The sequence below is a fragment of the Mycobacterium sp. 1165196.3 genome (assembly GCF_001673415.1).
In the GTDB taxonomy this organism is placed as follows: domain Bacteria; phylum Actinomycetota; class Actinomycetes; order Mycobacteriales; family Mycobacteriaceae; genus Mycobacterium; species Mycobacterium europaeum_A.
In genome coordinates this window covers 34,546-56,629 of the sequence record NZ_LZLU01000090.1, presented here as the reverse complement: position 1 = coordinate 56,629, position 22,084 = coordinate 34,546, and the positions used below count along the sequence as shown (strand labels likewise).

Annotated in this window: 19 protein-coding genes and 3 pseudogenes; 17 read left to right on the top strand and 5 right to left on the bottom strand. The window is 62.5% G+C overall.

All coding sequences use genetic code 11. The annotated features are described in order from the left end of the window. A pseudogene (locus A5659_RS27660) lies at positions 1-113 on the bottom strand (SDR family mycofactocin-dependent oxidoreductase); the annotation flags it as partial. Between the two features lie 16 nt (positions 114-129). On the opposite strand from A5659_RS27660, the gene A5659_RS09465 reads away from it, so the two are divergent. The 3 genes from A5659_RS09465 (at position 130) to A5659_RS09455 (ending at position 2,992) form a co-directional block, all read left to right on the top strand. After that, positions 130-951, top strand: a complete 822-nt coding sequence (locus tag A5659_RS09465) for a mycofactocin-coupled SDR family oxidoreductase (RefSeq protein WP_067180626.1) — start codon at positions 130-132, stop codon at positions 949-951. A gap of 335 nt (positions 952-1,286) precedes the next feature. Beyond that, complete coding sequence (locus A5659_RS09460) at positions 1,287-1,988, top strand: alpha/beta fold hydrolase (RefSeq protein WP_067180624.1); 702 nt, start codon at positions 1,287-1,289, stop codon at positions 1,986-1,988. 146 nt (positions 1,989-2,134) lie between these two features. Beyond that, entirely contained in the window at positions 2,135-2,992 is an 858-nt protein-coding gene (locus A5659_RS09455; RefSeq protein WP_231997790.1) for a class I SAM-dependent methyltransferase, read from the top strand. Positions 2,993-3,026: 34 nt separating this feature from the next. Here A5659_RS09455 and A5659_RS09450 read toward each other — a convergent pair whose 3' ends face one another. Next, positions 3,027-4,145, bottom strand: a complete 1,119-nt coding sequence (locus tag A5659_RS09450; protein ID WP_067180622.1) for an acyl-CoA dehydrogenase family protein — start codon at positions 4,143-4,145, stop codon at positions 3,027-3,029. Positions 4,146-5,035: 890 nt separating this feature from the next. Here A5659_RS09450 and A5659_RS26890 point away from each other — a divergent pair. After that, a complete protein-coding gene (locus A5659_RS26890; RefSeq protein ID WP_369829366.1) occupies positions 5,036-6,082 on the top strand; it encodes an AraC family transcriptional regulator in 1,047 nt (348 codons plus the stop codon). Beyond that, on the top strand, positions 6,079-7,116 hold the full coding sequence (locus tag A5659_RS09440) for an AraC family transcriptional regulator (RefSeq protein ID WP_197497957.1): 1,038 nt from the start codon (positions 6,079-6,081) through the stop codon (positions 7,114-7,116). The genes A5659_RS26890 and A5659_RS09440 overlap by 4 nt, the downstream gene beginning before the upstream one ends. 58 nt (positions 7,117-7,174) lie before the next feature. Here A5659_RS09440 and A5659_RS09435 read toward each other — a convergent pair whose 3' ends face one another. Continuing rightward, entirely contained in the window at positions 7,175-7,534 is a 360-nt protein-coding gene (locus A5659_RS09435; RefSeq protein WP_067022173.1) for a hypothetical protein, read from the bottom strand. 84 nt (positions 7,535-7,618) lie between these two features. Between A5659_RS09435 and istA the strand changes: the two genes are divergently transcribed. From istA to A5659_RS09405, 6 genes are all read left to right on the top strand, one after another. Beyond that, positions 7,619-8,881, top strand: a complete 1,263-nt coding sequence (gene istA, locus A5659_RS09430; RefSeq protein WP_156748938.1) for an IS21 family transposase — start codon at positions 7,619-7,621, stop codon at positions 8,879-8,881. Between the two features lie 50 nt (positions 8,882-8,931). Continuing rightward, positions 8,932-9,738, top strand: coding sequence for an IS21-like element helper ATPase IstB (gene istB / locus A5659_RS09425; protein ID WP_067180612.1), 807 nt, complete (start codon positions 8,932-8,934; stop codon positions 9,736-9,738). A 255-nt stretch (positions 9,739-9,993) separates the two neighbouring features. After that, on the top strand, positions 9,994-10,998 hold the full coding sequence (locus A5659_RS09420) for an MBL fold metallo-hydrolase (protein WP_067180606.1): 1,005 nt from the start codon (positions 9,994-9,996) through the stop codon (positions 10,996-10,998). After that, on the top strand, positions 10,995-11,519 hold the full coding sequence (locus tag A5659_RS09415) for a carboxymuconolactone decarboxylase family protein (protein WP_067180604.1): 525 nt from the start codon (positions 10,995-10,997) through the stop codon (positions 11,517-11,519). Before A5659_RS09420 ends, A5659_RS09415 begins: the two co-directional genes overlap by 4 nt. A gap of 24 nt (positions 11,520-11,543) precedes the next feature. Next, the gene (locus A5659_RS09410; RefSeq protein WP_067022168.1) at positions 11,544-13,220 is read left to right on the top strand and encodes a CocE/NonD family hydrolase; all 1,677 of its coding nucleotides are present in this window, start codon (positions 11,544-11,546) and stop codon (positions 13,218-13,220) included. Positions 13,221-13,298: 78 nt separating this feature from the next. Continuing rightward, the gene (locus A5659_RS09405) at positions 13,299-13,898 is read left to right on the top strand and encodes a TetR/AcrR family transcriptional regulator (RefSeq protein ID WP_067022167.1); all 600 of its coding nucleotides are present in this window, start codon (positions 13,299-13,301) and stop codon (positions 13,896-13,898) included. 111 nt (positions 13,899-14,009) lie between these two features. On the opposite strand, the pseudogene A5659_RS09400 reads toward A5659_RS09405, so the two are convergent. Together A5659_RS09400 and A5659_RS26885 are read right to left on the bottom strand one after the other, a co-directional pair. Continuing rightward, a pseudogene (locus A5659_RS09400) lies at positions 14,010-14,726 on the bottom strand (LLM class flavin-dependent oxidoreductase); the annotation flags it as partial. A gap of 436 nt (positions 14,727-15,162) precedes the next feature. Then, positions 15,163-15,660: a nitroreductase/quinone reductase family protein gene (locus A5659_RS26885; RefSeq protein ID WP_197497956.1), complete on the bottom strand. Its 498-nt coding sequence runs from the start codon at positions 15,658-15,660 to the stop codon at positions 15,163-15,165. Positions 15,661-16,386: 726 nt separating this feature from the next. Between A5659_RS26885 and A5659_RS26880 the strand changes: the two are divergent. From A5659_RS26880 to A5659_RS09370, 6 genes and pseudogenes are all read left to right on the top strand, one after another. Continuing rightward, positions 16,387-16,752: pseudogene (locus tag A5659_RS26880) on the top strand (oxidoreductase); the annotation flags it as partial. A gap of 172 nt (positions 16,753-16,924) precedes the next feature. Further along, positions 16,925-17,917, top strand: a complete 993-nt coding sequence (locus A5659_RS09390; protein WP_082975991.1) for a Crp/Fnr family transcriptional regulator — start codon at positions 16,925-16,927, stop codon at positions 17,915-17,917. Next, the gene (locus A5659_RS09385) at positions 17,892-18,932 is read left to right on the top strand and encodes a nitronate monooxygenase (protein WP_067180597.1); all 1,041 of its coding nucleotides are present in this window, start codon (positions 17,892-17,894) and stop codon (positions 18,930-18,932) included. The genes A5659_RS09390 and A5659_RS09385 overlap by 26 nt, the downstream gene beginning before the upstream one ends. A gap of 24 nt (positions 18,933-18,956) precedes the next feature. After that, positions 18,957-19,247, top strand: a complete 291-nt coding sequence (locus A5659_RS09380; RefSeq protein ID WP_067180593.1) for a hypothetical protein — start codon at positions 18,957-18,959, stop codon at positions 19,245-19,247. A gap of 30 nt (positions 19,248-19,277) precedes the next feature. Continuing rightward, on the top strand, positions 19,278-20,909 hold the full coding sequence (locus A5659_RS09375; RefSeq protein WP_082975990.1) for a GMC family oxidoreductase: 1,632 nt from the start codon (positions 19,278-19,280) through the stop codon (positions 20,907-20,909). After that, the gene (locus A5659_RS09370) at positions 20,909-21,799 is read left to right on the top strand and encodes an alpha/beta fold hydrolase (RefSeq protein ID WP_067180586.1); all 891 of its coding nucleotides are present in this window, start codon (positions 20,909-20,911) and stop codon (positions 21,797-21,799) included. Before A5659_RS09375 ends, A5659_RS09370 begins: the two co-directional genes overlap by 1 nt. Positions 21,800-22,084: the final 285 nt, after the last annotated feature.

The following is a 22,084-nucleotide window of genomic DNA, read 5'->3' as shown; positions in this document are numbered from 1 at the left end:
TCGATAGCAATGATCTCAGCGCCTTCCTCGGCGAACCGCACCGCATGCGAGCGGCCTTGCCCACGCGCCGCGCCGGTAATGAGTGCAACTTTGCCTTCGAATTGTCCTGCCATCATTTCCTCCTAACCGTTGCCGATCAATGTGCGCGCGCCAACCGGCGCGGCGCGTGGGCAAGGCCGCTCGCATGCGGTGCGGTTCGCCGAGGAAGGCGCTGAGATCATTGCTATCGATCTGTGCGCGCAGATCGATAGCGTGACGTACGAGATGGCGAAACCCGAAGACCTCGATGAAACCGTCAACCTCGTCGAGAAGGCCGGACGACGCATCGTGGCCGAACAAGCCGACGTTCGAGAAGTAACACAGCTCAAATCCGTAGTTGCCAAAGGCATGGACGAGCTGGGGCGTATCGACTTCGTGTTGGCCAACGCCGGGATATTGCCGGGTCTTGGAGACACTGACCCGACCATTTCGGCTTATCTCGATGCGGTGAACGTGATGCTCAACGGCGTTTACTTCACCATCGAGGCCGCCCTGCCGGCCTTGCTGAGCCACGGCGATGGTGGCGCCATCGTCATCACCAGCTCAGCTGCCGGGTTGAAGTCGGTTGCCTCGTCCTTCGACATGCGCGACCACGGCGCCGCTGGATACGTCGCTGCAAAACACGGTGCGGTCGGTTTGATGCGCTATTTCGCACACACGCTGTCCGAGAAGAATATTCGCGTCAACTCCGTGCACCCGAGTACCGTTGCTACCCCGATGGCCATGAGCGAACAGGTTGCCCGGTTCGCTGCCGAACATCCAGAATTCACTGAACGGTTCCAAAACCTGCTTCCGGTACCGGTCATCGAGCCGGCCGACATCACGGAGGCGATGGTCTTCCTGTGCGGCCCAGCTGCCCGGTGCATCACCGGCGTCACTTTGCCGGTGGATGCCGGCTTCAATCTGAAGTAAGGCGACCATTTCTGCCTCAACTACGCGGGCCCATCGAGGATGGCCGCGCTCGACCGGAGCCGTCAGTGAGGAGAACGGCTGAAGCGGTGGGATTGCCAAGTGCGAAGATTCGCATGTTGCGGCCGCACGATTGAGCGACATTGCACGTTGCGCACCTCTCTCGCTGCGTCGGCTGGCCACGAGCGCACGCTCCGGGGCTAGTCGTATTGCGATGCCCTTCCTAACGTCGCCGTCATGGAATATAACTACCGCTTCGGGTGCGCCGATCGCACGCTGCTGCGTCACAACGTCGGGCAAGCCTCGTCAACGCATCTCGAATCACCTGGAGTCGTCTAATGGCAGGCGATTCTGTGAGTGACCAGCCGACGCTGGCGTTTGTGCACGGTGCTTTTCACCGATCGTGGGTATGGAAGGCGGTACTTGATCAGCTGGCGAGGCGAGGGTGGCGAATGAAAACCGTCGATTTACCAAGTGTGGCACCAGAAGTCGAGCCCAGGGCGGGTATGCACGCCGACGCGGAAGTCATTAGCGAAGTCCTCGGCCGGACGAATGGCCCCCAGATCGTCGTCGCACACTCATACGGGGCAATACCGGTCACCCAGATTGCCCACGAACTGCCCCAAGTGCGTCACATCATTTATGTTGCGGCGTTCCAACTCGAAGTCGGCGAAAGCCTTTTGGGCTCAGTCGGCGGACGAATCCCATCCTGGTTCAGAGTCGACGGCGACAGCGTTACCGCGCGGCGCCCCCTCGAGGTTTTCTACAACGACGTCGACCCGCGGACTGCCGCCTGGGCGGAAAGCCGACTGCTGCCAAGCACCTTCTCCGCGTTCACCGACCCCGTCACCGCGGCGGCGTGGCGATACGTCCCCTCCACCTACGTCATCTGTGAACGCGACCAGTCCGGTCCGCGGTCTTGGCAAGAAACCATGGCGCGTCGTGCCGACAGGATCGAGCGCCTTTCGGCGGGGCATTCGCCGATGCTGTCACAACCCGGGGCATTGGTCGACATCGTCGAGAAGGTTGCCGCACTGTGACGCGCGAGATCATCTTCGCGCCTCGCTCGTCCTACGAGCGAGGCGCGCGAGGCTCCGGCCGGCGTACGAGCTATGGATACCAGATGATATTGCGCAACTGATGTGACAGAGCCGGTCGGGAGCATGCGTGTTCTGAGGTGGAGGAGATGGAGCGGTACGGCATCAACGGGATGTTTGGCAAGGATGCTGGGATGAAGCTTGTTGCTAACCAGCGGAATTGGGATGCGCGGGCACCGATCCATGCGCTCAGCGCGTTCTACGGCATCGGTGAGCGCGATCCGATGAGCTGGTTCGCGCCCTTCGAGTGGCAAGACCTCGGCGAAGTCGAAGGGCGTGAGGTCGTGCATCTGCAATGCCACTTGGGGACGGAAACGATGGCTTTCGCCCTCGAGGGCGCGCGGACCACCGGACTGGACTTCTCGGGTGCTTCTTTGCGGGAGGCGCGGCGGATTGCACACAAGGCGGGCCTGTCAATCGAGTACGTACACGCCGACGTCTATGCTGCGGTCGAGGCACTGGGAGCGGAACGCTTCGACGTTGTCTACACGGGCAAGGGCGCCCTATGTTACCTGCCTGACTTGACGGCATGGGCTCAAACGGTAGCGCTTCTACTCAAGCGTGGCGGCTTCCTTTACCTGGTCGAATTTCATCCGCTGTTGAACGCGCTCGGCCCTACTCAATCCCCAAACCTTCCCGGCGACTTGGTGATTCGTCATGACTACCTCGGCGGGGGCGGTGCCGTCGAACGTGACGGCAGCCATAGCTACACCGACGGTCCGCCGCTGGCTGGCGACACATTGCACTACGAGTGGCCACACGGCTTAGGCGACGTCATCACCGCAATTGCACAAGCCGGCTTGACCATCGAAAGCCTCACCGAAACAAGCCTTCTTCCATGGCAGCGCTGGCCGCAGATGGTCCGAACGGACAATGGATGGTGGGTGATGCCGGAATGCGAACCGCGATTTCCGGTTCTCTATGGCCTCAAGGCAACCAAACCATAGTGGTATTAGCGCACGACCCTCGTCGGTCCGCGCGTCAGTAGACGGCGACCGGAGGCTGCGTGCCGAAATACAGTGCCCCCGACCAGTCCCATACTCGCTTTGTTGTCAGCGCGTGTTGGGCCACCATGTTGAGGTCGCGCAATTGCCGTTGCAGCGGAGATGACCGGTGTAACGCCCCCGCGCCGACCGCATCGACTAAGAGTTGTACCGCGTCACGACAGGATGTTCCGGCGTGGACGACGGCACCTGCCCAGCGGGCGCGTTGGTCAAAAGAAGGCTCGTTCCCGGCCTGCAACGTCGCAAACACGTCACCTAGTGTGTCGAAGATGTAGCTTCGGGACGCACCTATCATGGCCGCCGCCCTTGCCACGCCGGCCAAAACGACCGGGTCCTCCTTCGCGGGAAGGCTGGTCACCTTACTGACCTTGGTCTGCAACGTTTCTCGCGCGTTATCCAACGCTTCGGCAGCCACGCCAAGCGCGACGCCGACACCGCACGCGGGCAGCAGTCCATACCAGGCGTACAAGGGTTCGGGCCGTTGGTGTTGTCCAGGGAGGAAGGTGTATTCCTCTGGAACGTAGGCGTTTTTGATCGCATAGTCGTGGCTGCCGCTGCCGGCCAGCCCGACTGGATCCCAGGTGTCGAGTATCTCCCAATGTTCGGCTGGCAGCATCGCGACCCGGTACTCGGGCTTACCCGATCGGTTGAGTCGTGGCCGACCGTCCTGGGTAACTATGGCGCCACCCGCGATGACGTCAGCGTGTGTGACCACGCTGCCGAACGGCCATCGCCCCGACAGGCGGTAACCGCCCTCACACGCTTCGAGGCGGCCGGCCGGACCTTGAAACGCCGCACTGATCATGTCCAATTCGGGAAAGAGAGTACGCGCCGCGGACTCATCGATGTATGAAGCGAAGAACCCGCTTTCCATGCCAATCATGGCGCACCACGCCGCGGACGCGTCTGCCCTGGCCAACCGCTCGATGACCTCGACCTGGGTGCAGACGTCAAGCTCGGGGCCGCCCCATGCGGCGGGCATCGCCATCCGGAACACACCGGCCCACCGCATAGCATCAACGACGGGTTGACTAAGGCGACGGGCCGTTTCCGCTTCGTCGCTGTGCTCGCGGATGACGGGGTCGATCTTATTCACCCGATGCCAAATCGCTGATGCGTCCGAATCGGCGACCAACGGATCACGAAGGATAGACACAATTCACCTCCCAGGGTGTCGTTTTCGTACTACACGCGTAACGCTAGGGAGACAACATGCTTTCGGGTATCCACGCGGCGCAAGCGCCCAGACGGCGAGCGCAAGGGCTGGTGGTCGATTGCGATGTTGGACTGCGCGCGGTGTGACGCACGAACCCGAAGGAAAGACATTCACCTATCGCCGCGACCACCGGCGCCGGGACGACGAAGATTCGTCGTTGATGGCGGGATGATGCCCCAGAGGTTCTCTGTCCGGTTCGCGCACCGCGGTGGACAATTCGTGCAAACAGCCGCGCTGCGTGGCCCGGCACAGGCTGCGACGTTATCCTCACGTGAACTGGATGGCGCCGGCGGACGGTACCGCGTTCTGCTATCAAGCGCCAGGTTCCAGTGACCGGCTACAGGGTATGAGATCGGCCTCCGCAATAATGCTTGGCTCCGCCGCGGTTGAAGAGAATTTTTCGGGTGATGCCGATTGCGATGCCGGAGCACTTTCTTCGCAACCCGTTGCCATTCGAATTCATAACTACCAACGTGGGCGTCCAGAACGTACGTGATTCGAGTAGTTTTTATGCCGGCCGGCTACGCATGGTCATATGGCACATTCCCAAGGACTACTTCCACATCGCCTGTCAAATGCACACAGATCAGTGAGGTAGCCGCGTGAGCCATTCGTCCAGGTCGCCTTCCACCATGCAATTGGATGTCCAGGGCTCGCACGGCGGCTAGCCACATCGCGCGCCATTCTGGCCAGATTGCGCATACGCCCTGCTGCGCCATACCGGATCGAGGCTAGCGGCGTTACCGTTAGGTGCGCAGTGTGGACGAGGTGTGGCCGCAGAAAGCGAGGGAGAGGACGCAGTGGCGGAACGACCGATAACAGGCGCGTCGCGAAGGCACACATGGACGCGAGCCACGAGGTTCGAAGACTTTGCCGTCGCGTGCTGCGGCCGGCGCCACCTCCATCTGCTGAGCGACCCGGATTCGTTTGCATTGGTACAGCGGGCCGGTCGCATGGGGCCAGTCACGCTCGCCGAAATCGTCGTCGGGTCCGACATGTCGATGGATTGCTGTGAAGGTTGCGACAATTACCGGGTTCTTATGCTGAGCGCGGGCCGTACGGAGTGTGTAGAAAAGGGTGAGCGTGCCCCCGCCGGCCCCGGCACTGCCGCCGTGTTCTCTCCGCAGGATCATCGCGAAACGCGATGGGTGGCAGGCGCCAATCTGATCTGTTTCAACATTGATCGTTCCGCCGTCGATGATGCTCTCAGCGATGCATTGGGTCGGCAGGTGACCTCGCAAATAGAATTCACGCCCATCTTGCCAATTACTACGGCACCGGCCCAGAGCTGGATCAACATGTTGGGACTATTCAAGGAGCAATTCTTTCGGCCGGAAAGTCTGTTGAATCAACCGCTGATCGGAATGCCGTTTGTCGACAGCCTCGTGCGCGGGTTATTACTCGCCGCTGAGCATCCCTACCGTGACGCTCTCGCGGGAGATCCGCGGCTGGTCGCGCCTCGTGCGATTCGTACCGCGGTCGACATCATCGAAGCGGAAGCACATCTGCCGTTGACGCTGTCTTTGATCGCCGCGCGTTGTCACGTCAGCGCTCGTTCGCTACAGCTAGGTTTCCGACGTCATCTGGAGATCTCGCCGATGGCGTATTTACGCCAGGTGCGGTTGCGTCGAGCACATCAGAACTTGCTCGAGTCCGACCCATCCACGGTCACCGTGGCCTCGGTTGCGTACCGGTGGGGCTTCACCAATCTCGGCCGGTTTGCCGCCGCCCACAGCGCCCGCTACGGTGAACCGCCGGTGAAGACGTTGCGCCGGAAAGTGATCGGCGCAGAACGCAGGAGAATGCGATGCGCATGAGGGAGCAGAGCGCGCTAACGGCCTCGACGGAAGACACCAATACGTGGGTTGAGGTGCGTTCGTTGGATGACTTCGCCGAACTACGCCACGGCCGGCTCGAGTCTTCACGTTACTGGTGGCCAGATATTGGTCCGCTAGGAGACACAAGGTCCTTTTCCTTCACGCACCGCAGGCGTTGTCTCGGTCCGATTAACGTACTTGACATAGGTTTTCACGACGAAGTATGGGTGAACGGCGGCGAAATTCGCCCGCACTACCACGTGGCTCTGCCGCTCGCGACGTCGGCCGAGATGAATAGCCGTTTCTCAAGTGCCGCACCTGGCTCCGTCCCGGTTTATCGGCCCGAGGGACAAGCCGGCATCTCAGGCTACGTCGGCCGCCTGCTGGCCGTGATGTTGGATCGCCACGCTGTCGAGGAGGCTCTCGGGGATGCCCTCGGGCGCTCGGTCAGCTCCCCAATCGACTTGCAACCCAGCATGCGGACCACTTCTCAAGCCGTTCGTAGCTGGATCACCATGGTGTCGCTGTTCACCGAGGAGCTCTTCCGGCCTCGCAGCGTCGTGCATCAGCCAATCGCCGGGATGCCATTCGTCGACAGCCTGGTCCGCGGCTTCTTGCTGGCCACAGACCACTCATATCGCGCGGCCCTAGAAGGCGAAGCGACCGAGCCGCCGCCGCGCGCTGTCCGGGCAGCAATCGACATCATCGAGACTGAAGCTCAACTGCCGCTTACGATTTCTGCGTTGGCCGCGCGCACTTACGTGAGCGTGCGTTCCCTGCAGCAGGGCTTCCGAGCTCACGTCGGCACTACGCCTATGGCCTACCTCAGGGAGGTCCGTCTGCGACGCGCCCACCAGCAGTTGCAACAATCCGATCCATCGGTCGATACGGTGGCGTCGATCGTATCTCGTTGGGGATTCAGCAATCAGGGCCGTTTCGCTGCCGCGTATGCAGCTCGCTATGGCGAGATGCCCGCCGTGACTCTGCGTCGTCCAGGCGGCTCCGCAAGAACACAGCCGAGACTTATTGCCTAGATCCGCCACTGCACGTCGGCACGCCTGTCGGTGCGCATACTGAAGGCCGGTCTCGCTGTCACAGCTTTTGCAGCCCACGCAGGATCCGTTGCAGCGGGATACCGGCGGAGAGCGCGCGACTTAGGCTTGGCTGCAGCACGCTCAGGTTGCAGAGCACGATGTAGCGCACGCCACTGTCGCGCCACACCGCGGCTTGGTCAATGATGTCGTCCGGAGTGCCCGTCAAGAAGGCCGCCCTCATGAGTTTTCGAGGCACCGCGGCAGCCGCCGCGAGCACGGTCGCAGCATCGAGGGTCTGCGGAAGCGCATCGGAGAAGCCGGCGAAGTCGTTTCCAAACGGGTGCTCGGCACCGTGGCGCGCCCAGAAATTGGCGGAGATGTTGAGAGCGAACGATTTTGCGATATCGGAATCGAGCACCGCGTCGACGTCTGTTGACGATCCCTGAAAAGTAGACCTCCACGGGTCCCGCAAGTTTGACCCACCCGATGGTCTTTTGGAGGGGTGATTTCGGTGGAGGATTGGGCCCAGATCAGGCGATTACATCGGGCCGAGGGGGTGCCGATCCGCGAGGTGGCACGCCGGCTGGGTGTCTCGCGGAACACGGTGCGAGCGGCCTTGGCCTCTGATCGACCACCGCAGTACCAACGTCCTCCGCATGGCTCGGTGGCAGATGCCTACGAGTCGCAGATCCGGGCGTTGCTCGTGGAGTGGCCGAAGATGCCCGCGCCCGTGATCGCCGAGCGGATCAGATGGCCGCATTCGATGTCGCCGCTGAAGAAGAAGTTGCAACGCATCCGCCCCGAGTACGTAGGGATCGATCCGGTCGACCGGTTCGTCTACCGGCCCGGCGAGATCGCCCAATGCGATCTGTGGTTTCCCGAGCCGCGGATTTGTGTCGGCGAGGGCCAGCACCGCATGCTGCCGGTGTTGGTGATGGTGTTGGGGTTCTCTCGCATGATCAACGCGGTGATGCTGCCCTCACGCCAAGGCGGGGACATCTTGTCCGGCATGTGGTCGTTGATATGTGGCTGGGGCCGAGTGCCAAAGACGCTGGTGTGGGACCGCGAGGCCGCGATTGGAGGCACTGGGCGGGTGTCTGCGGCGGCGGCGGCGTTCGCCGGCACGATGGCCACTCGTATCCAGTTGGCCCCGCCCCGAGATCCGGAATACAAGGGCCTCGTCGAGCGCATGAACGGCTACTTGGAGACCTCGTTCCTTCCGGGGCGGCACTTCGCCTCCCCATCGGATTTCAACGATCGACTCTCAAAGTGGTTGATCAAAGCCAACACTCGTGCAGTTCGGGTGATCGGTGCCCGACCGGTCGATCTGTTCGAAACCGACACTCAGGCGATGCTGGCGCTCCCGCCCATCAGCCCGTCGGTTGGCCTGGCGTATCGGGTCCGGTTGTCGCGTGACTACTACGTCCGTGTCGACGCCGTGGACTACTCGGTCGATCCTCGGGTCATTGGCCGATTCGTCGACATCACCGCCTCGCCGCAGGAGGTCACGGCGCGATGTGAGGGCCAGGTCGTTGCTCGTCACCAGAGGTGCTGGGCCAGCCACGCCGTCATCACCGATCCCAGCCACGTGGCCACCGCCGCGGGGCTGCGCACCGCGCTGACCGACCAACGTGCCAGCCGCGTTGCCGCAAGCCGCCGTCATCACGGTGACGGTCACCCGGTAGCGCTACGTGCGCTACCGGACTACGACGCCCTTTGGTGTCGAATTCGGTTCCACCCCAACAATGTGAGGACACGTTCGTGACCACGGCGCCGAAGACCCAGAAACAACCTTCTCCAGAGCTCTCCACGCCGATGCCTGCCGACACCCCGCCGTTGGCGTCGATACCCTCCGATGGATTGCCCGCCCAGATCGCCTACCTAACCCGCGCATTGAAGATTCCCACCATCGGCCGCTGCTGGGAGGGCCTGGCCGATCAAGCACGCGACGACAATTGGTCCCACGAGGAGTACCTCGCCGCACTGCTGCAACGCCAGCTCGCAGACCGCGAATCCGCCGGAACCGTCATGCGTATCCGCACCGCGCACTTCCCGGCGGTCAAGACATTGGAGGATTTCAACCTCGACCATCTCCCCTCTTTGCGGCGAGACGTATTGGCGCACTTGGCAACCGGAATGTTCGTGCCGAAGGCCGAGAACGTCATCCTGCTTGGTCCGCCTGGGATCGGCAAAACCCACATCGCCATCGGGCTCGGAGTCAAGGCTGCCCACGCCGGCTACTCGGTACTCTTCGACACCGCCAGCAACTGGATCGCCCGGCTGGCCGGGGCACATCACGCCGGTCAGCTTGAGGCCGAGCTGAAGAAGGTCCGCCGCTACAAGCTCATCATCATCGACGAGGTCGGCTATATCCCGTTCGACCAGGACGCGGCAAACCTGTTCTTCCAGCTCATCGCCTCGCGCTACGAACAGGGCTCGATCATGGTCACCTCGAACCTGCCGTTCGGCCGCTGGGGCGAAACCTTCTCCGACGACGTCGTCGCCGCAGCCATGATCGACCGCCTCGTCCATCACGCTGAAGTGCTCACCCTCACCGGCGACTCCTACCGCACCCGTACACGTCGCGAACTCCTCGGCAAGAACCGCACCAACGGCAGCTGAGCCCCACACCAGCGGTGAGTGTAGAAGCGCGCCCCACGCCCTCCTCGTGGAACATGTCGCCGGCCGCTGGATGCCAAGCTCATGATCGACCTCGAATGTTGCTTCGCCGGATGGCCACCCTGGCAGCGAATCGGCAATCCGCTTGTGTTCCACAAGCGTGGAGTTCTACACTCGTGGAGTTAATGCGGTTTGATCGCTCGAACACCGACGCAGGTGCCTGCAAGGGATCGGGCCTGTGGAATTGGAGGAGGACTTGTGTCAGAGAAGACGTATCCGCACACACGGGGTCTGCATGATTTGGGCGGCGGCGCGTACGCGTGGCTGCACGGACCCGGGATGGGGGGCGGCACCGCGAACGCGGGGCTGATCACCAACGGCGGGGAATCACTGATCATCGATACGCTTTTCGATCTCGACCACGCACGGGCATTCCTGGAGGCGATCGAGCCGATCACCGCCAATGCGCCGGTGAAGTATGTGGTGAACACCCACAGCGACGGTGACCACATCTACGGCAACCAGTTGTTCGGTGAGGACGTCGACATCATCGCCACCGAGGCGGCGACGGCCAAGATGTTTCAGAGCACGGTGGACCTGTTCGTGGCCACGACGGTCAGCGGCGAGCAGCCGGACAGCTACTTCGCGCCGATCAAGGCGGCCTACGGCGCGGAGTTCGATTTCCGGCCCGTCCGGGTGCGCAAGCCCAACGTGACGTTCTCCGGCCGCAAGACTCTGACTGTCGGTGCCTTGCAGGTCGAGCTGATCGACCTCGGACCGGCCCACACCGCCGGCGACCTCATCGTCAGCGTCCCCGAACTCGACGTGGTGTTCACCGGGGACCTCTTCGGCGCGGGCATCGGCACGCCGGTGTGCTGGGACGGCCCGCTGGACCGCTGGATCGAGGCCGTCGATGTCATCCGCAAGCTCGACGCCCGCACCATCGTGTGCGGTCACGGCCCCCTCCTGACCGGTGATGACCGCGCGAAGGCGTACGACTCGGTCACCGAGTACCTGCAGAACACCCTTGATGCGGCAACCCGCGCCTTCAACGACGGCCGATCGGTGCTCGAGGCCATCGAGTACTCGCCGTACTACGGCAAGTTGCCGAACGAACTGCTGCTGCAAAACACCAGCGTCGCGTTCCACCACCTCGACAAGCGCTTCCCGAAACCTCAGCAGGAGGAGGGCATCTTCGCCACCGCGTTGTTGGCAGCCGAGGCGGCCCAGCTGGAGAAGTTCGGTAAGGACGCAGCGAAATGAGGGTTCCCGACATCGCCGGCGTGGACTTCACCGGGCTATTGCCCGCTGGTGTCGAGGCGCCGAACATCATCAGAATGCTGTCGCGCACCGGAGTCAACATGCGGCCGTTCTGGGCATTTGGCATGGCGTTCCGCGACAATGACCAGCTCTCGGACCGGCAGCGTGAGTTGGTGATTCTGCGGGTGGCCGCGTTGACCCGAAGCGAATTCGAACGGGTGCAGCACGAGCCGATGGCCCGTGTGGCCGGATGCACTGATGCTGAGGTGGCCGCCGCTCTGGACCTGGCGCGCGACTTGGACACCGTCTTCGCGCCCGATACCGCGGCGCTGCTGCGCTTCGTTGATGACGTCGTCGCCAGTTTCGGCGACCCGGCCGCCGTCGAGGGGGTGCAACCGCACTTCACCGACGATCAGATTGCCACCTTCACGCTGCTCATCGGGCACTACGTGATGACCGCGATGTTCCTCAAGACCACCGATGTCCCCTTGGACCCGCCGGCAGTGCCCCCGCCCGCCAACTGACCACCACAAGCGCTGAGGAGAAAAATGACGAACATTCCTGTCGCTTTCCGACCAGCCCCGTCCCCTGAACTTCCGGAGGCCAAGTGGCGCGGCTTCCAGCCGGGCACCACGGTCCTAAAAGCCGGGTCGACCCACGCACCAGGCGGGCGGGCGCTGTCCTGTGACATCCGCCTGGACCGCGACGTCGAGGTCGCGTTGCGCGACGGAACGATCATCTACGTCGACGTGTTCCGGCCGCTCACCGAGGACCCGGTACCGGCAATCATGGCGTGGAGCCCCTACGGCAAACAGGGAGGGTTCATCACACTCGATACCTTCCCCAATCGCGCGGGAGTGCCTCACGACGCGGTGTCCGGTCTGCAGAAGTGGGAAGCCCCCGATCCGGCCTACTGGTGCGCGCACGGCTATGCCGTGGTCAATCCCGACGCCCGCGGCGCCTACGAATCGCACGGCGACATCCAAGTCTTCTCCCCCCAAGAAGGCCAAGACGCCGCCGACACCGTGGAGTGGATCGGCACCCAGCCCTGGTGTTCAGGCAAGGTCGCGATGGCAGGCAATTCGTGGCTCGGGGTGGCGCAGTGGCTGACCGCCGTGCAGCGACCGCCCCACCTTGCGGCGATCGCACCCTGGGAGGGCTTCAGTGACGTTTACCGCGAGCTGACCTACCTCGGCGGCATACCGCAGCCCACGTTCATCGAAGGTTTGGTCTCTCATCAGTACGGCCGCAACAAGATCGAGGACGTGCCGGCGATGATGACCAAATACCCTCTGTTCAACGAGTATTGGGACACCAAGCGCATCCACACCGAGGTGATCGACGTGCCGGCCTACGTGGTGGCTAGCTACACCAATGCGCTGCACACCCGGGGCACGCTGCGCGCCTACGCCACCCTCGACCCCACCAAGACGTGGCTGCGCATTCACAACACCCAGGAGTGGCCTGACTTCTACGCCCATCAGGACGACCTGCGCCGCTTCTTCGATCACGTGCTCAAGGGCCTGGACAACGGGTGGGAGCAGACACCGCGCGTGCGGATGGCCATCTACGATCCTGGGCACGACGACGTGGTCGATATGCCGCAGACCGCGTTCCCCCCGCCTGCGGCCATCGAGCGCAGCTTCTACCTTGACGCGGCGCACTCCACGATCAGCGAGCAAGCCGACGGGATCGAGGAAGCGTCGGTGAGTTACGTCGCGGCCAGCGAATCCGCGGTTTTCGAAGCCGATTTCGGCGACCTGACGATCGCCGGTCCGATGTCGCTGCGCTTGTGGGTGCAAACCGACGGCGAGGACGACATGGACCTGTACGTCGCCGTCCAGAAAACCGGTGCCGACGGCACCGTCCTCGTGCCCGACGTCTTTCCAGGCCTGTCCAGTCACGGTGCCAAGGGCCAACTGCGGGTGTCGCACCGTGCCCTCGACGCCACCAGAAGCACCCCTTTGGCGCCGTACCACACCTACGACAACCCTCAGCCGCTGAAGGTTGGGGAGATCGTGGCCGTCGACATCGAGATCTGGCCGATGGCGATGCGCTGGCACGCCGGGGAGAAACTGCGAATCGTGGTCGCCGGCAGAGATTTTCAGACCACGATCGGAGCGGCCGGTGAAAAGGCGACCACCACCAACCCTGGCCGCCACATCATCCACACCGGCGGACGCTACGATTCCCACCTTCGGGCACCCGTGCTCCCGTCAGACTAAACCGCAGCCGGTCATCGCAGAAATGAGAGATCAGTGACATCGCCGACGCCGGGACCGGCACCACACCAACAGGATTCTGTGGCGAAGAATCCCGGTGGACGCCGGCCCGGCGACAGCGGGACCAAGGACGCCATCCTCGATGCCGCGCGGGATCAGTTCGGTGCCAAGGGGTATCAGGCAGCCACCATCCGAGGCATCGCCGCCCAAGCCGGCGTCGACCCGGCACTGATCCGGCACTTCTACGGCAATAAGGAGCAGCTTTTCGCGGCCACCCTCGATCTGCCGACCTGGTTTGGAGACCACATCGAGGGGGTCTTCGACGGGGACGTAGACGGTCTGGGTGAGCGCTGTGTCCGGTCCTTCCTAAACCTGTGGGAAAACCCCGAATCCAGTGCCCCGGTGCAAGCCATGCTGCGGTCTGCCTTCGCCAGCACCGACGCCGCCGAACTGCTGCGAGACTTTCTCAGCGCCCGAGTCACCCGAAAACTGGCCAGTGATCTCCCGACCGACCACCCCGATGTGCGGATCGCGCTGACCAGTTCAACTCTGCTCGGCGTCGCCATCGCCCGCTATGTCACGCATGTAGAGCCTATCGCCGACCTCGAAATGGACACGCTGGTCGCTATGCTCGCCCCCTTGATCCAGCAGATATTGACTGACCAGCTACCCGGCTCCTAGCTCGACAACTGGGTCTGGTTGAACTGAACGGTGCGTCTCACCAATCTTCGCTGCGACAGCGGGTCAACTTTAAGAGACCCGTAGAGGGTCAATTTTCAGAGACCGTTGACAGACGTCATCGGTGGACCGTCCCGTGATGACGAACAGCCAGACGGCGGGAAGAATGCTCACGGGATCGCGGCCGGCATTGGAGGCCGCGGTGCGGACCACATGCAAGCGGTTGGCGTAATCCTGCGCAGTCTGCGGGAATCCCGGAAACCACGCGTCGCCGTAGCGGCCGGTGATGCCCAGGGTCCGGGATCCGTGTGCCGCTACCCAGATCTGGGGCCATCGTCCACGGTATGGTGGTACTGCGAAAATCGCGTCCCTTAACGGGAAGTACGGCGAGTCGCGGGTGACTAGCTCACCCCGTGAATCCCACAGCGCCCGGATTGTGGCGATCGCTTCTTCGAATCGGCCCACGGGATGGTGCCAGTCGACACCATAGGGTTCGTTGCCTTCGCGTTCCCCGGCACCGATGCCTAAGATGGCCCGTCCACGGGTGAGAAGCTGCAACGTGGCCGCGGCCTGCGCGGTGACGGCCGGATTGCGACGACCGGCGTCGGTCACACCAATACCCAGACGCAACCGGCCGAGCCGGTTGCGGGCGGCGAGGTGACCGAGGATTGTCCTTGGTTCCAGGTAGGCGTCGACCTTCGGGACAAGTCTGGCCATTCCGAGGTTCATCGGTGTCGCGACGGTGCGCGCCAGCATGGCATTGAGGTGATCCGGCACCCACAGTGAGTCGATCCGGCTGGACACCGCGGACAGGTAGTTTGCCTTGACCATCGCGGTGGGCGACAGAACGGTATTCAGCGGCTCGCTCACCAGCCCGACCTTGATGTTCGCCATGTTCAATCCGTTCAATCTATAAGTGCCACGAGGTTTAAGACTGGTAGGTCGTACTTTTCGTTACCGCGAACGACGTCGTGATCGACATCGCCCGCATCCTGCCGAAGCACGAGCAAATACAACTGGGCCCGACGTTAGAGTGGTCCCGAGCGCGCGGGTAGCCCCCAGAGCACAGCACTTCGTACCTATCGCGCAAGATTTGGCGGTACGGTCCAACCCCTCAAATTTGTAGCTGAGTACGGGTGCTGCCGACTACCTCGGTACACAGCTGGTGAACCGCACCGGTGCGTTACAGCCTTTCCTACGCTTGCGTGCTGTGCTGTCCTTTGGCAACAGTCTGAATTCGTTTGACTGACATGCAATCTTTGCCGCATCAGGACGCCGGTATGAAGGCTACGACCGGGATGGATCTCTTACCCGCTATGCCTTGGTAGTGACCGTAGGGGGAAGCGGCTCCTCGGACCAGACCGAAGAGTCGGTCCCGTTCGGTGCCGGTGATTTCCTCTGCAACGAATCGGCCGCGAAAGCACCCGCCATCCAACGTCACCAAGGGATTCGCCTTGACGTTGTAATACCAACTCGGGTTCTGGGGAGAGCCGAAGTTAGATGCGATGACGATCACCCGTCCCCGATCGGTGAAATACACGACCGTAGAAGTGCGGCTGATGCCGGATCTGGCGCCGGTGTGGGTGAGTACCAGCGCATGAAACGGAGCGACGCAGGACAAGCGACCTCGGCTGAGTCGCACCAGAGTCGGGTCGAGGCGCGTCCCGACATTGCGCATGAACCATATGCCGGGCGTCGAGCTTGCCAGCCGGGTCGTGAACCGGTGAGCGCGGCTATCCGACGGCTCTGATCGCGGAATCATCATGTGACACAGCGTAGTTGAGCGCAACTCCGATCCTTGATGGCTAAGGTCAGACCTGCGCATTCTGTCTCGAACCTATCGCTCGGGGTCTGGCAGCAGGTCGACTAGCCACCGCGTCCACTACTTCGGCCACCTTGCGCATCCTGCGAGCCATTGTCGACCGTCTCGGCGCGCAGGACCGGCTATTGGGATCCCCGGGCGCGTGGAATGCCATGCGATGGACCAGGTTTCTGTCCCGAGAGTGTCAGTGCGCATTTAGGCCGGCGGTCTGCGCGCAGTGGCTAGTCAGCCGTCGGCCGCCTCACTAGCGTCGGTTGGCAATTACTCCTTTGGGCGCCCGGCCAGTTTTCTCCCATGATCGTTCAGAGGTTCCGTTATGCCGATTGAACCCGTGCAGAACGCTTAGAGCGTCGCATCGCCGAGTTGTCCGCCATTGATCCGCAGTTCGCCGCTGCGCAGCCGAGCGCGGCGGTGACCGCGGCGATCCAGCGGCCGGGGCTGCGACTGACGCAGGTGATGCAGACGGTGATGGAGGGCTACGCGGAGCGGCCCGCGCTCGGGCAGCGCGCCGTCGAGTTCGTCAACGACCCGCAGACCGGCCGCACCTTACTAAAGTTGCTGCCTCGGTTCGAGACCATCACCTATCGCGAGCTGTGGCGCCGTGTCGGCACGCTTGCAAACGCGTGGACCCATGAGGTCGTCCCCGGGGGCCGGGCCCTCGAGGACGGGTCCGGCTTCCAGACCTACCACGTGATGAACCCGTACGACGAGGGCATCGGTCTGGACGAGTACGTCGACTGGCTGGTCGAGGCCGGATACTCGATCGAGCGCATTGCCGACTACTCCGAATCGCTGCGGCGGTTCGAGACAGCGCTGCGCGGCTTGCCCGAAAAGCAGCGCAACGCCTCGCTGCTTCCGCTGCTACACAACTACCAGAAACCCCAACAGCCCGCCACCGGGTCAATGGCCCCCACCGACCGATTCCGCGCAGCCGTCCAGGACGCCAAAACCGGCCCAGGTAAAGCCATCCCACACATCACTCCGGCGATCATCGCTAAATACGTCAACGACTTACGACTGCTCGAATTGCTGTGATCGCAAGTAATCAAGAAGCGATCCGAATGGTCGCAGCAGCATTCAACCCGCCGGTGCCTAGCAGCCCGTGGTAAGCGGATTGGTATGGCGTAACTGCGTGTATGCGCGGACCGGCCAAAGAGCTGCGTGTGGCGGCTAGTCGATCTACAGTCACGTCCATACCGTAGGTTTCATGAATCGTACTGCGCTCGCTGTGCTGTCGCCGGCGGTATGGCTAGGGGTGCCGATGTTCCGGCGATCCGCGCCCAGGCATAGGCATTCGCTGGGCGCGGACGGGAATGCGTCAATAGATACGTTGCAGACGAACGGTTTAGGTGCCGTTCCTTCATCGGCATCACCGACTTGTGCCGGTTTGTGCAGCAGCACACTGGACCGAGTAAACAATCCTGCGGACACCCCACCGGATCGGTTGAACCGTCATTCGCATGCAGGAGGGTCGCGCGTCGGTAGCGAAAGTTCCGTTGCGTATCAGGCGCTCATCGCGTCAGGGCTCTTCAGCAAGGTAGATTCGGGCATCCTGTCCGCCGCGGTCGAGCAGCTTGAGATAGTGCGATTCCCGGCACGGGCCGCCATGGCTACTCAAAGTAGCCGCGGCGGTGAGGTTTACGTCATCGTCTCGGGAAAGGTCAAGGTCGCTTACCGTCACCGTGAGGGCAAGGAGATGGTGTTCAGCATTTTAGGCCCCAAAGAGATGTTCGGTGCCCTAATGCTTTTCGACCCCGAAGCCCGCGAAATCACGGCAACTGCGCTCACCGAGGTCGTCGCGGTGTCGATACAACGCGATCAGTTTCGGGGTTGGATAGCCCAATGCCCAGAGTTCAGTGATCAGGTGTTGCGACTGTTTGCGCGGTGGGTGAAGGCGTCGATGAACTCCTTGGTGGACTTCGCTTTCGGCGATGTGCAGGGCCGTGTCGCGAATCAGCTGTTGTTGCTGAGGAAGCGATTTGGCCAGCGGGAGGGTGAAGTTGTGCGGGTTGTGCACGACCTGACTTTGACGGACTTCTCTCTTTTGACCAGCGTTGCGCCGGAGACGGTCTGCAGGATATTGCGCGAATTTCAGAACCGCGGCTGGATCCGTCTGGAGGACAACAGCGTGGTAATCGTCGATGCCCAGGCGCTTTCGTCGGTATCACATACCAATGTGCGGGAGGTATCTTGTGCTTGACCGATTCGCGTTGGCGGATCTCAGCGCTCCGGTGCTGGGAGCGCCCATGGCCGGCGGACCATCGACGCCCGAGCTGGCGGCTGCGGTGACCAACGGCGGCGGCCTTGGCTTCCTAGCCGCCGGCACGCTGTCAGCCGAAGACTTAGCCGAGGCCATCGCCGCGGCGCGGAGGCTGACATCAGGTCCCCTCGGAGTCAATCTGTTTGTGCCTCAGCGACAGGTGTGCACCTCGGAACAGCTCACTGCATTCGCGGCAGCCTTGGCGCAGGAAGCGCGACGCTACGGTGTGGCGCTTGGTGAACCGCGTCATGGCGACGACGAGTGGGACGCGAAACTCGATGTGGTCAGCGATCTGCGGCCCGAGGTCGTGTCGTTTACCTTCGGCTCGCCGAGCGGGGAGGAGTGTCGGCGTTTGAGCGGTCTCGGCATCATGAGCGTCGCCACAATCACCGCGGTTCACGAAGCGGTGATTGCGCTGACGTGCGGTGTCGATGCCTTAATCGCGCAGGGCCCCAACGCGGGTGGGCATCGGGCGACATTCGACGCACTCGCCGTGCCGCCCGATGATCCGCTCCTGGACCTGGTTGCCGTTCTGGTCGACTGCTTCGACTGTCCGGTTGTGGCAGCCGGAGGTGTAGGTACGCGTGATGACGTCAGTCGGCTGCGCGATGCGGGTGCCACGGCTGTGCAATGCGGTACAGCGTTTCTGCTCGCCGACGAAGCCGCAACCAATCCGCTGCATCGGGCCGCATTGCGAGATCCGCGGTTCACCGAGACTGTGCAGACGCGCGCGTTCACCGGCCGATATGCACGAGCACTGCGTAACCGCTTCATCGAAATGTACGAACCTGCAGCGGTATTCGGCTTCCCCGAGGTAGCACTGATGACCGCACCGATTCAACAGGCCGCGGTGAAATTGGGTGACCCGCACGCCACCGCACTGTGGGCTGGTGGCGCCTTCCGCCACGCAAAGACCGGCCCAGCCGCCGACATCGTGCGCGAGCTGGTCGGTTAGCCGGCATAGGAAAGGCCCACTGCAATGGAATTCAGTGGCGACAAAGGCGCGATCATTACCGGCGCATCGCGCCTCATTAGTGCGGGCTTGGTCGAAGCGTATCGCACACACGCCCGTCGGGTGATCGCCAACTCTCGCACTATCACTGAATCGGCCCACCCCGAAGTCGTAACCGTCGCGGGTGATATCGCCGACCCCGGCACTGCCGAACGCATCCTCACGGACGCGTCGACACGTGCCATGTACCTGGAAGCTGCGATGTTCATGGCCGGCGAGGTCCTGCACATCGACGGCGGCCAGAGCGCGGGCCACTGAATAGGGGAAACAAGCGGAAAGGACGAACGAATGTCGAATCACTGGCCGGAGAGCGTTGATCACGAACGACACCGCCGAATTCGAGAGAATCAGAATCGATTGGCGGCCGATCTCAAGCAGTCCTACGACTTCATCGTCTGCGGCGCAGGATCATCCGGCTGCGTGGTCGCCCGGCGGTTGGCCGAGGACCCGGGAGTCAGCGTCTTGTTGTTAGAGGCCGGGGGCGCCGATGACCTCCCGTCTGTCACCGAATCGACGCTGTGGCATACGAATCTGGGCAGCGCAACGGATTGGGCGTTCCAGGCCGAGCCGAACCCGTACCTCAACGGCCGCAGGCTCATGCTATCGATGGGCAAAGTTCTGGGCGGCGGCTCGAGTATCAACCTAATGGCCTGGGCCCGCGGCCATCGGTCGGATTGGGACTTCTTCGCCGCGGAGTCGGGCAACGACGCGTGGAGCTACCAGTCCGTGTTGGACGTCTATCGTCGCATCGAAGACTGGCAAGGCGCCCCGGATAATGAATACCGGGGCACGGGCGGTCCGATCTTCGTGCAGCCGAAAATGAATCCGCATCCGGCGGGTCCCGCGGTGTTAGAAGCCGCCGATTGTCTCGGCATTGCCCGCTTCGACAATCCGAACGGAAAGATGATGGAGGGCAATGGTGGCGCGGCGATCATGGACCTGCGCACGCGGTGCGGCAAGCGCCAATCCATTTTTCGGTGTTACACGTATCCCTACATGGACCGGCCCAACCTGACTGTACTGACGGCTGCATTGGTGCGACGAGTGACCATTGAACGCGGCCGCGCCGTGGGAGTCGAAGTCGAGTATCGGGACCGAGTCCGGCACTTCGGTGCCGAAGCCGAGGTTGTGCTGTCAATGGGTGCAATCCATACCCCGAAGACGCTGATGCTTTCCGGAGTGGGTGACCATAGGATCCTGCGGCGCTTGGGAATTGCGGTGGCCGAGGACTCACCTGGCGTCGGCCGCAACTTGCAGGACCATCTCGGCATCCCATGCATCTGGGAATCACCCGACGAGGAGCCGTTGCATAATTCCGGCGACACCACGCTGTTCTGGCCGAGTCACGGCGGGCGTGCGGAGCCCGATTTCTTCGCCTGCCAAGGCGCGATCCTGTTCTCGAGTCCGGAGAACATCGCCCGCTTCGGGCTGCCCGATACCGGTTGGATGCTGCTGGGTGCCCTGACGCGACCCAGGAGCCGTGGCGCAGTCGAGCTGACGAGCGCAGACCCCAACCAGCCCGTCCGGGTGGTGCACAACGGTCTGTCGCATCCCGATGACCTGCGGCTGGCTCGCAAGTTAGTCGAGGATATGCGCAAAGTCGGCAATGCCGCACCACTGCGTCCGTTCGTCAAACGCGAAGTCATGCCCGGACCGCTGAGAGGCAGGGAGCTGGTCATCTACATACGTGATGCCGCGGTCACCTTCTGGCACGTGGTCGGCACGGCGAAGATGGGCCGCGACCGGATGGCCGTCGTCGACGGCAGCCTGAAAGTCCATGGCATCGAAAACCTGCGTGTCGCAGACGGATCCATTATGCCGAGGATCACGAGTGCAAACACGATGGCGCCCTGCGTCGTCATTGGGGAGCGCGCCGCCGAGGAGATCAAGGCAGAACACAGTCTGGCGGCCTCGGCGTGATGGCGCTCAGCGCGATGCCCGAACTCGACGGGGTCGTGCACCGGTTCATCGAGGTTGGCGATGGTGTCACGATTCATGTAGCCGACGCAGGCGCCCCCAACTCTGTGACGGTGATGCTTATCCATGGGTTCCCACAGAACTGGTGGCTGTGGCATCAGCTGATTCAACCGCTGACCGAGGATGGGTTGCGGGTGCTTTGTCCTGACTTGCGGGGTGCCGGTTGGAGTTCGGTGCCCCGCGGCCGGTACTACAAGTCCGATATGGCGGACGATCTCGCGATCGTGCTCGAAAGGCTTGACACGGGACCGGTGCATCTCGTTGGCCACGACTGGGGAGGACCGGTCGCATTCCTTCTGATGCTGCGGCATCCCAAAATGGTCCGCGGCTTCTTCGGACTCAATACGGTTGGACCTTGGTATGTGATTGACGACGCGTTCCTGCGCGGTCTGTGGAGCCTGTGGTACCAGCTTGCTTTGTCGTTGCCAGTTCTCGGCCAACGGTTGATCGGCGACAGCAAGGGGCGCTTCCTGGCAATGTTAAGCCGTTGGCTCGGCGCGGGATTCGTCCCCGAGGACATGCCGCTCTATATTCAGCTAATGGGCGACCCCAGTCGCGCGCTGGCCGCGTCGCGCTGGTACCGCACCGCCCAATGCCGGGAAATCCCGCGCTGGCTTCGTGGTCAGTACGCACAGTGTCGCATCGATGTGCCGGTGCGGCTATTGCGTGGAGCCAAAGACCCGGTGATTACGTCGACGCTGCTGCGTGGCTACAACAGCCGAATGTCCGACCTCGAGGTTGAAACCATCCAGGACGTCGGCCACTGGATCGTCGAGGAACGACCCGAACTTGTGCTGCAACGGCTGCGCACCTTTGTTCTCGAGACGAGTTAGCCACGAGATGAAACATTTTTATGGTATCGGACCGCGGTCCTCGCGGATCGCGGAATCGGCCTTAGTGCGCAACGCATTCGGTTCAGTTCTGAACGTCGGTGTCGATCATATTTACTCCCCGTAAGCGGGCGGAATCGTAATGCGTCTGGAGGTTTCGATACCCAGATATGTCGTGCAGGTCGTGGTCACGAGCCAGCCTCGCCGCCCCAGCGAAATGAGAATCGTGTGCGCAGCACTGATGGTGGCCAGAAGGCGTCCGAGATGATCGAGTGGACAGTCAAACCG

Excerpts from the sequence above, each read along its gene's own strand:
- A5659_RS09440 (WP_197497957.1), top strand. The coding sequence starts at position 6,079 with ATGAGGGAGCAGAGCGCGCTAACGGCCTCGACGGAAGACACCAATACG.
- A5659_RS09390 (WP_082975991.1), top strand. The coding sequence starts at position 16,925 with ATGAATCGTACTGCGCTCGCTGTGCTGTCGCCGGCGGTATGGCTAGGG.
- A5659_RS09385 (WP_067180597.1), top strand. The coding sequence starts at position 17,892 with ATGTGCGGGAGGTATCTTGTGCTTGACCGATTCGCGTTGGCGGATCTC.
- A5659_RS26885 (WP_197497956.1), bottom strand. The coding sequence starts at position 15,660 with ATGATGATTCCGCGATCAGAGCCGTCGGATAGCCGCGCTCACCGGTTC.
- A5659_RS09460 (WP_067180624.1), top strand. The coding sequence starts at position 1,287 with ATGGCAGGCGATTCTGTGAGTGACCAGCCGACGCTGGCGTTTGTGCAC.
- A5659_RS09380 (WP_067180593.1), top strand. The coding sequence starts at position 18,957 with ATGGAATTCAGTGGCGACAAAGGCGCGATCATTACCGGCGCATCGCGC.
- A5659_RS09455 (WP_231997790.1), top strand. The coding sequence starts at position 2,135 with ATGGAGCGGTACGGCATCAACGGGATGTTTGGCAAGGATGCTGGGATG.
- A5659_RS09415 (WP_067180604.1), top strand. The coding sequence starts at position 10,995 with ATGAGGGTTCCCGACATCGCCGGCGTGGACTTCACCGGGCTATTGCCC.
- A5659_RS09375 (WP_082975990.1), top strand. The coding sequence starts at position 19,278 with ATGTCGAATCACTGGCCGGAGAGCGTTGATCACGAACGACACCGCCGA.
- A5659_RS09370 (WP_067180586.1), top strand. The coding sequence starts at position 20,909 with ATGGCGCTCAGCGCGATGCCCGAACTCGACGGGGTCGTGCACCGGTTC.
- istB (WP_067180612.1), top strand. The coding sequence starts at position 8,932 with ATGCCTGCCGACACCCCGCCGTTGGCGTCGATACCCTCCGATGGATTG.
- A5659_RS09410 (WP_067022168.1), top strand. The coding sequence starts at position 11,544 with ATGACGAACATTCCTGTCGCTTTCCGACCAGCCCCGTCCCCTGAACTT.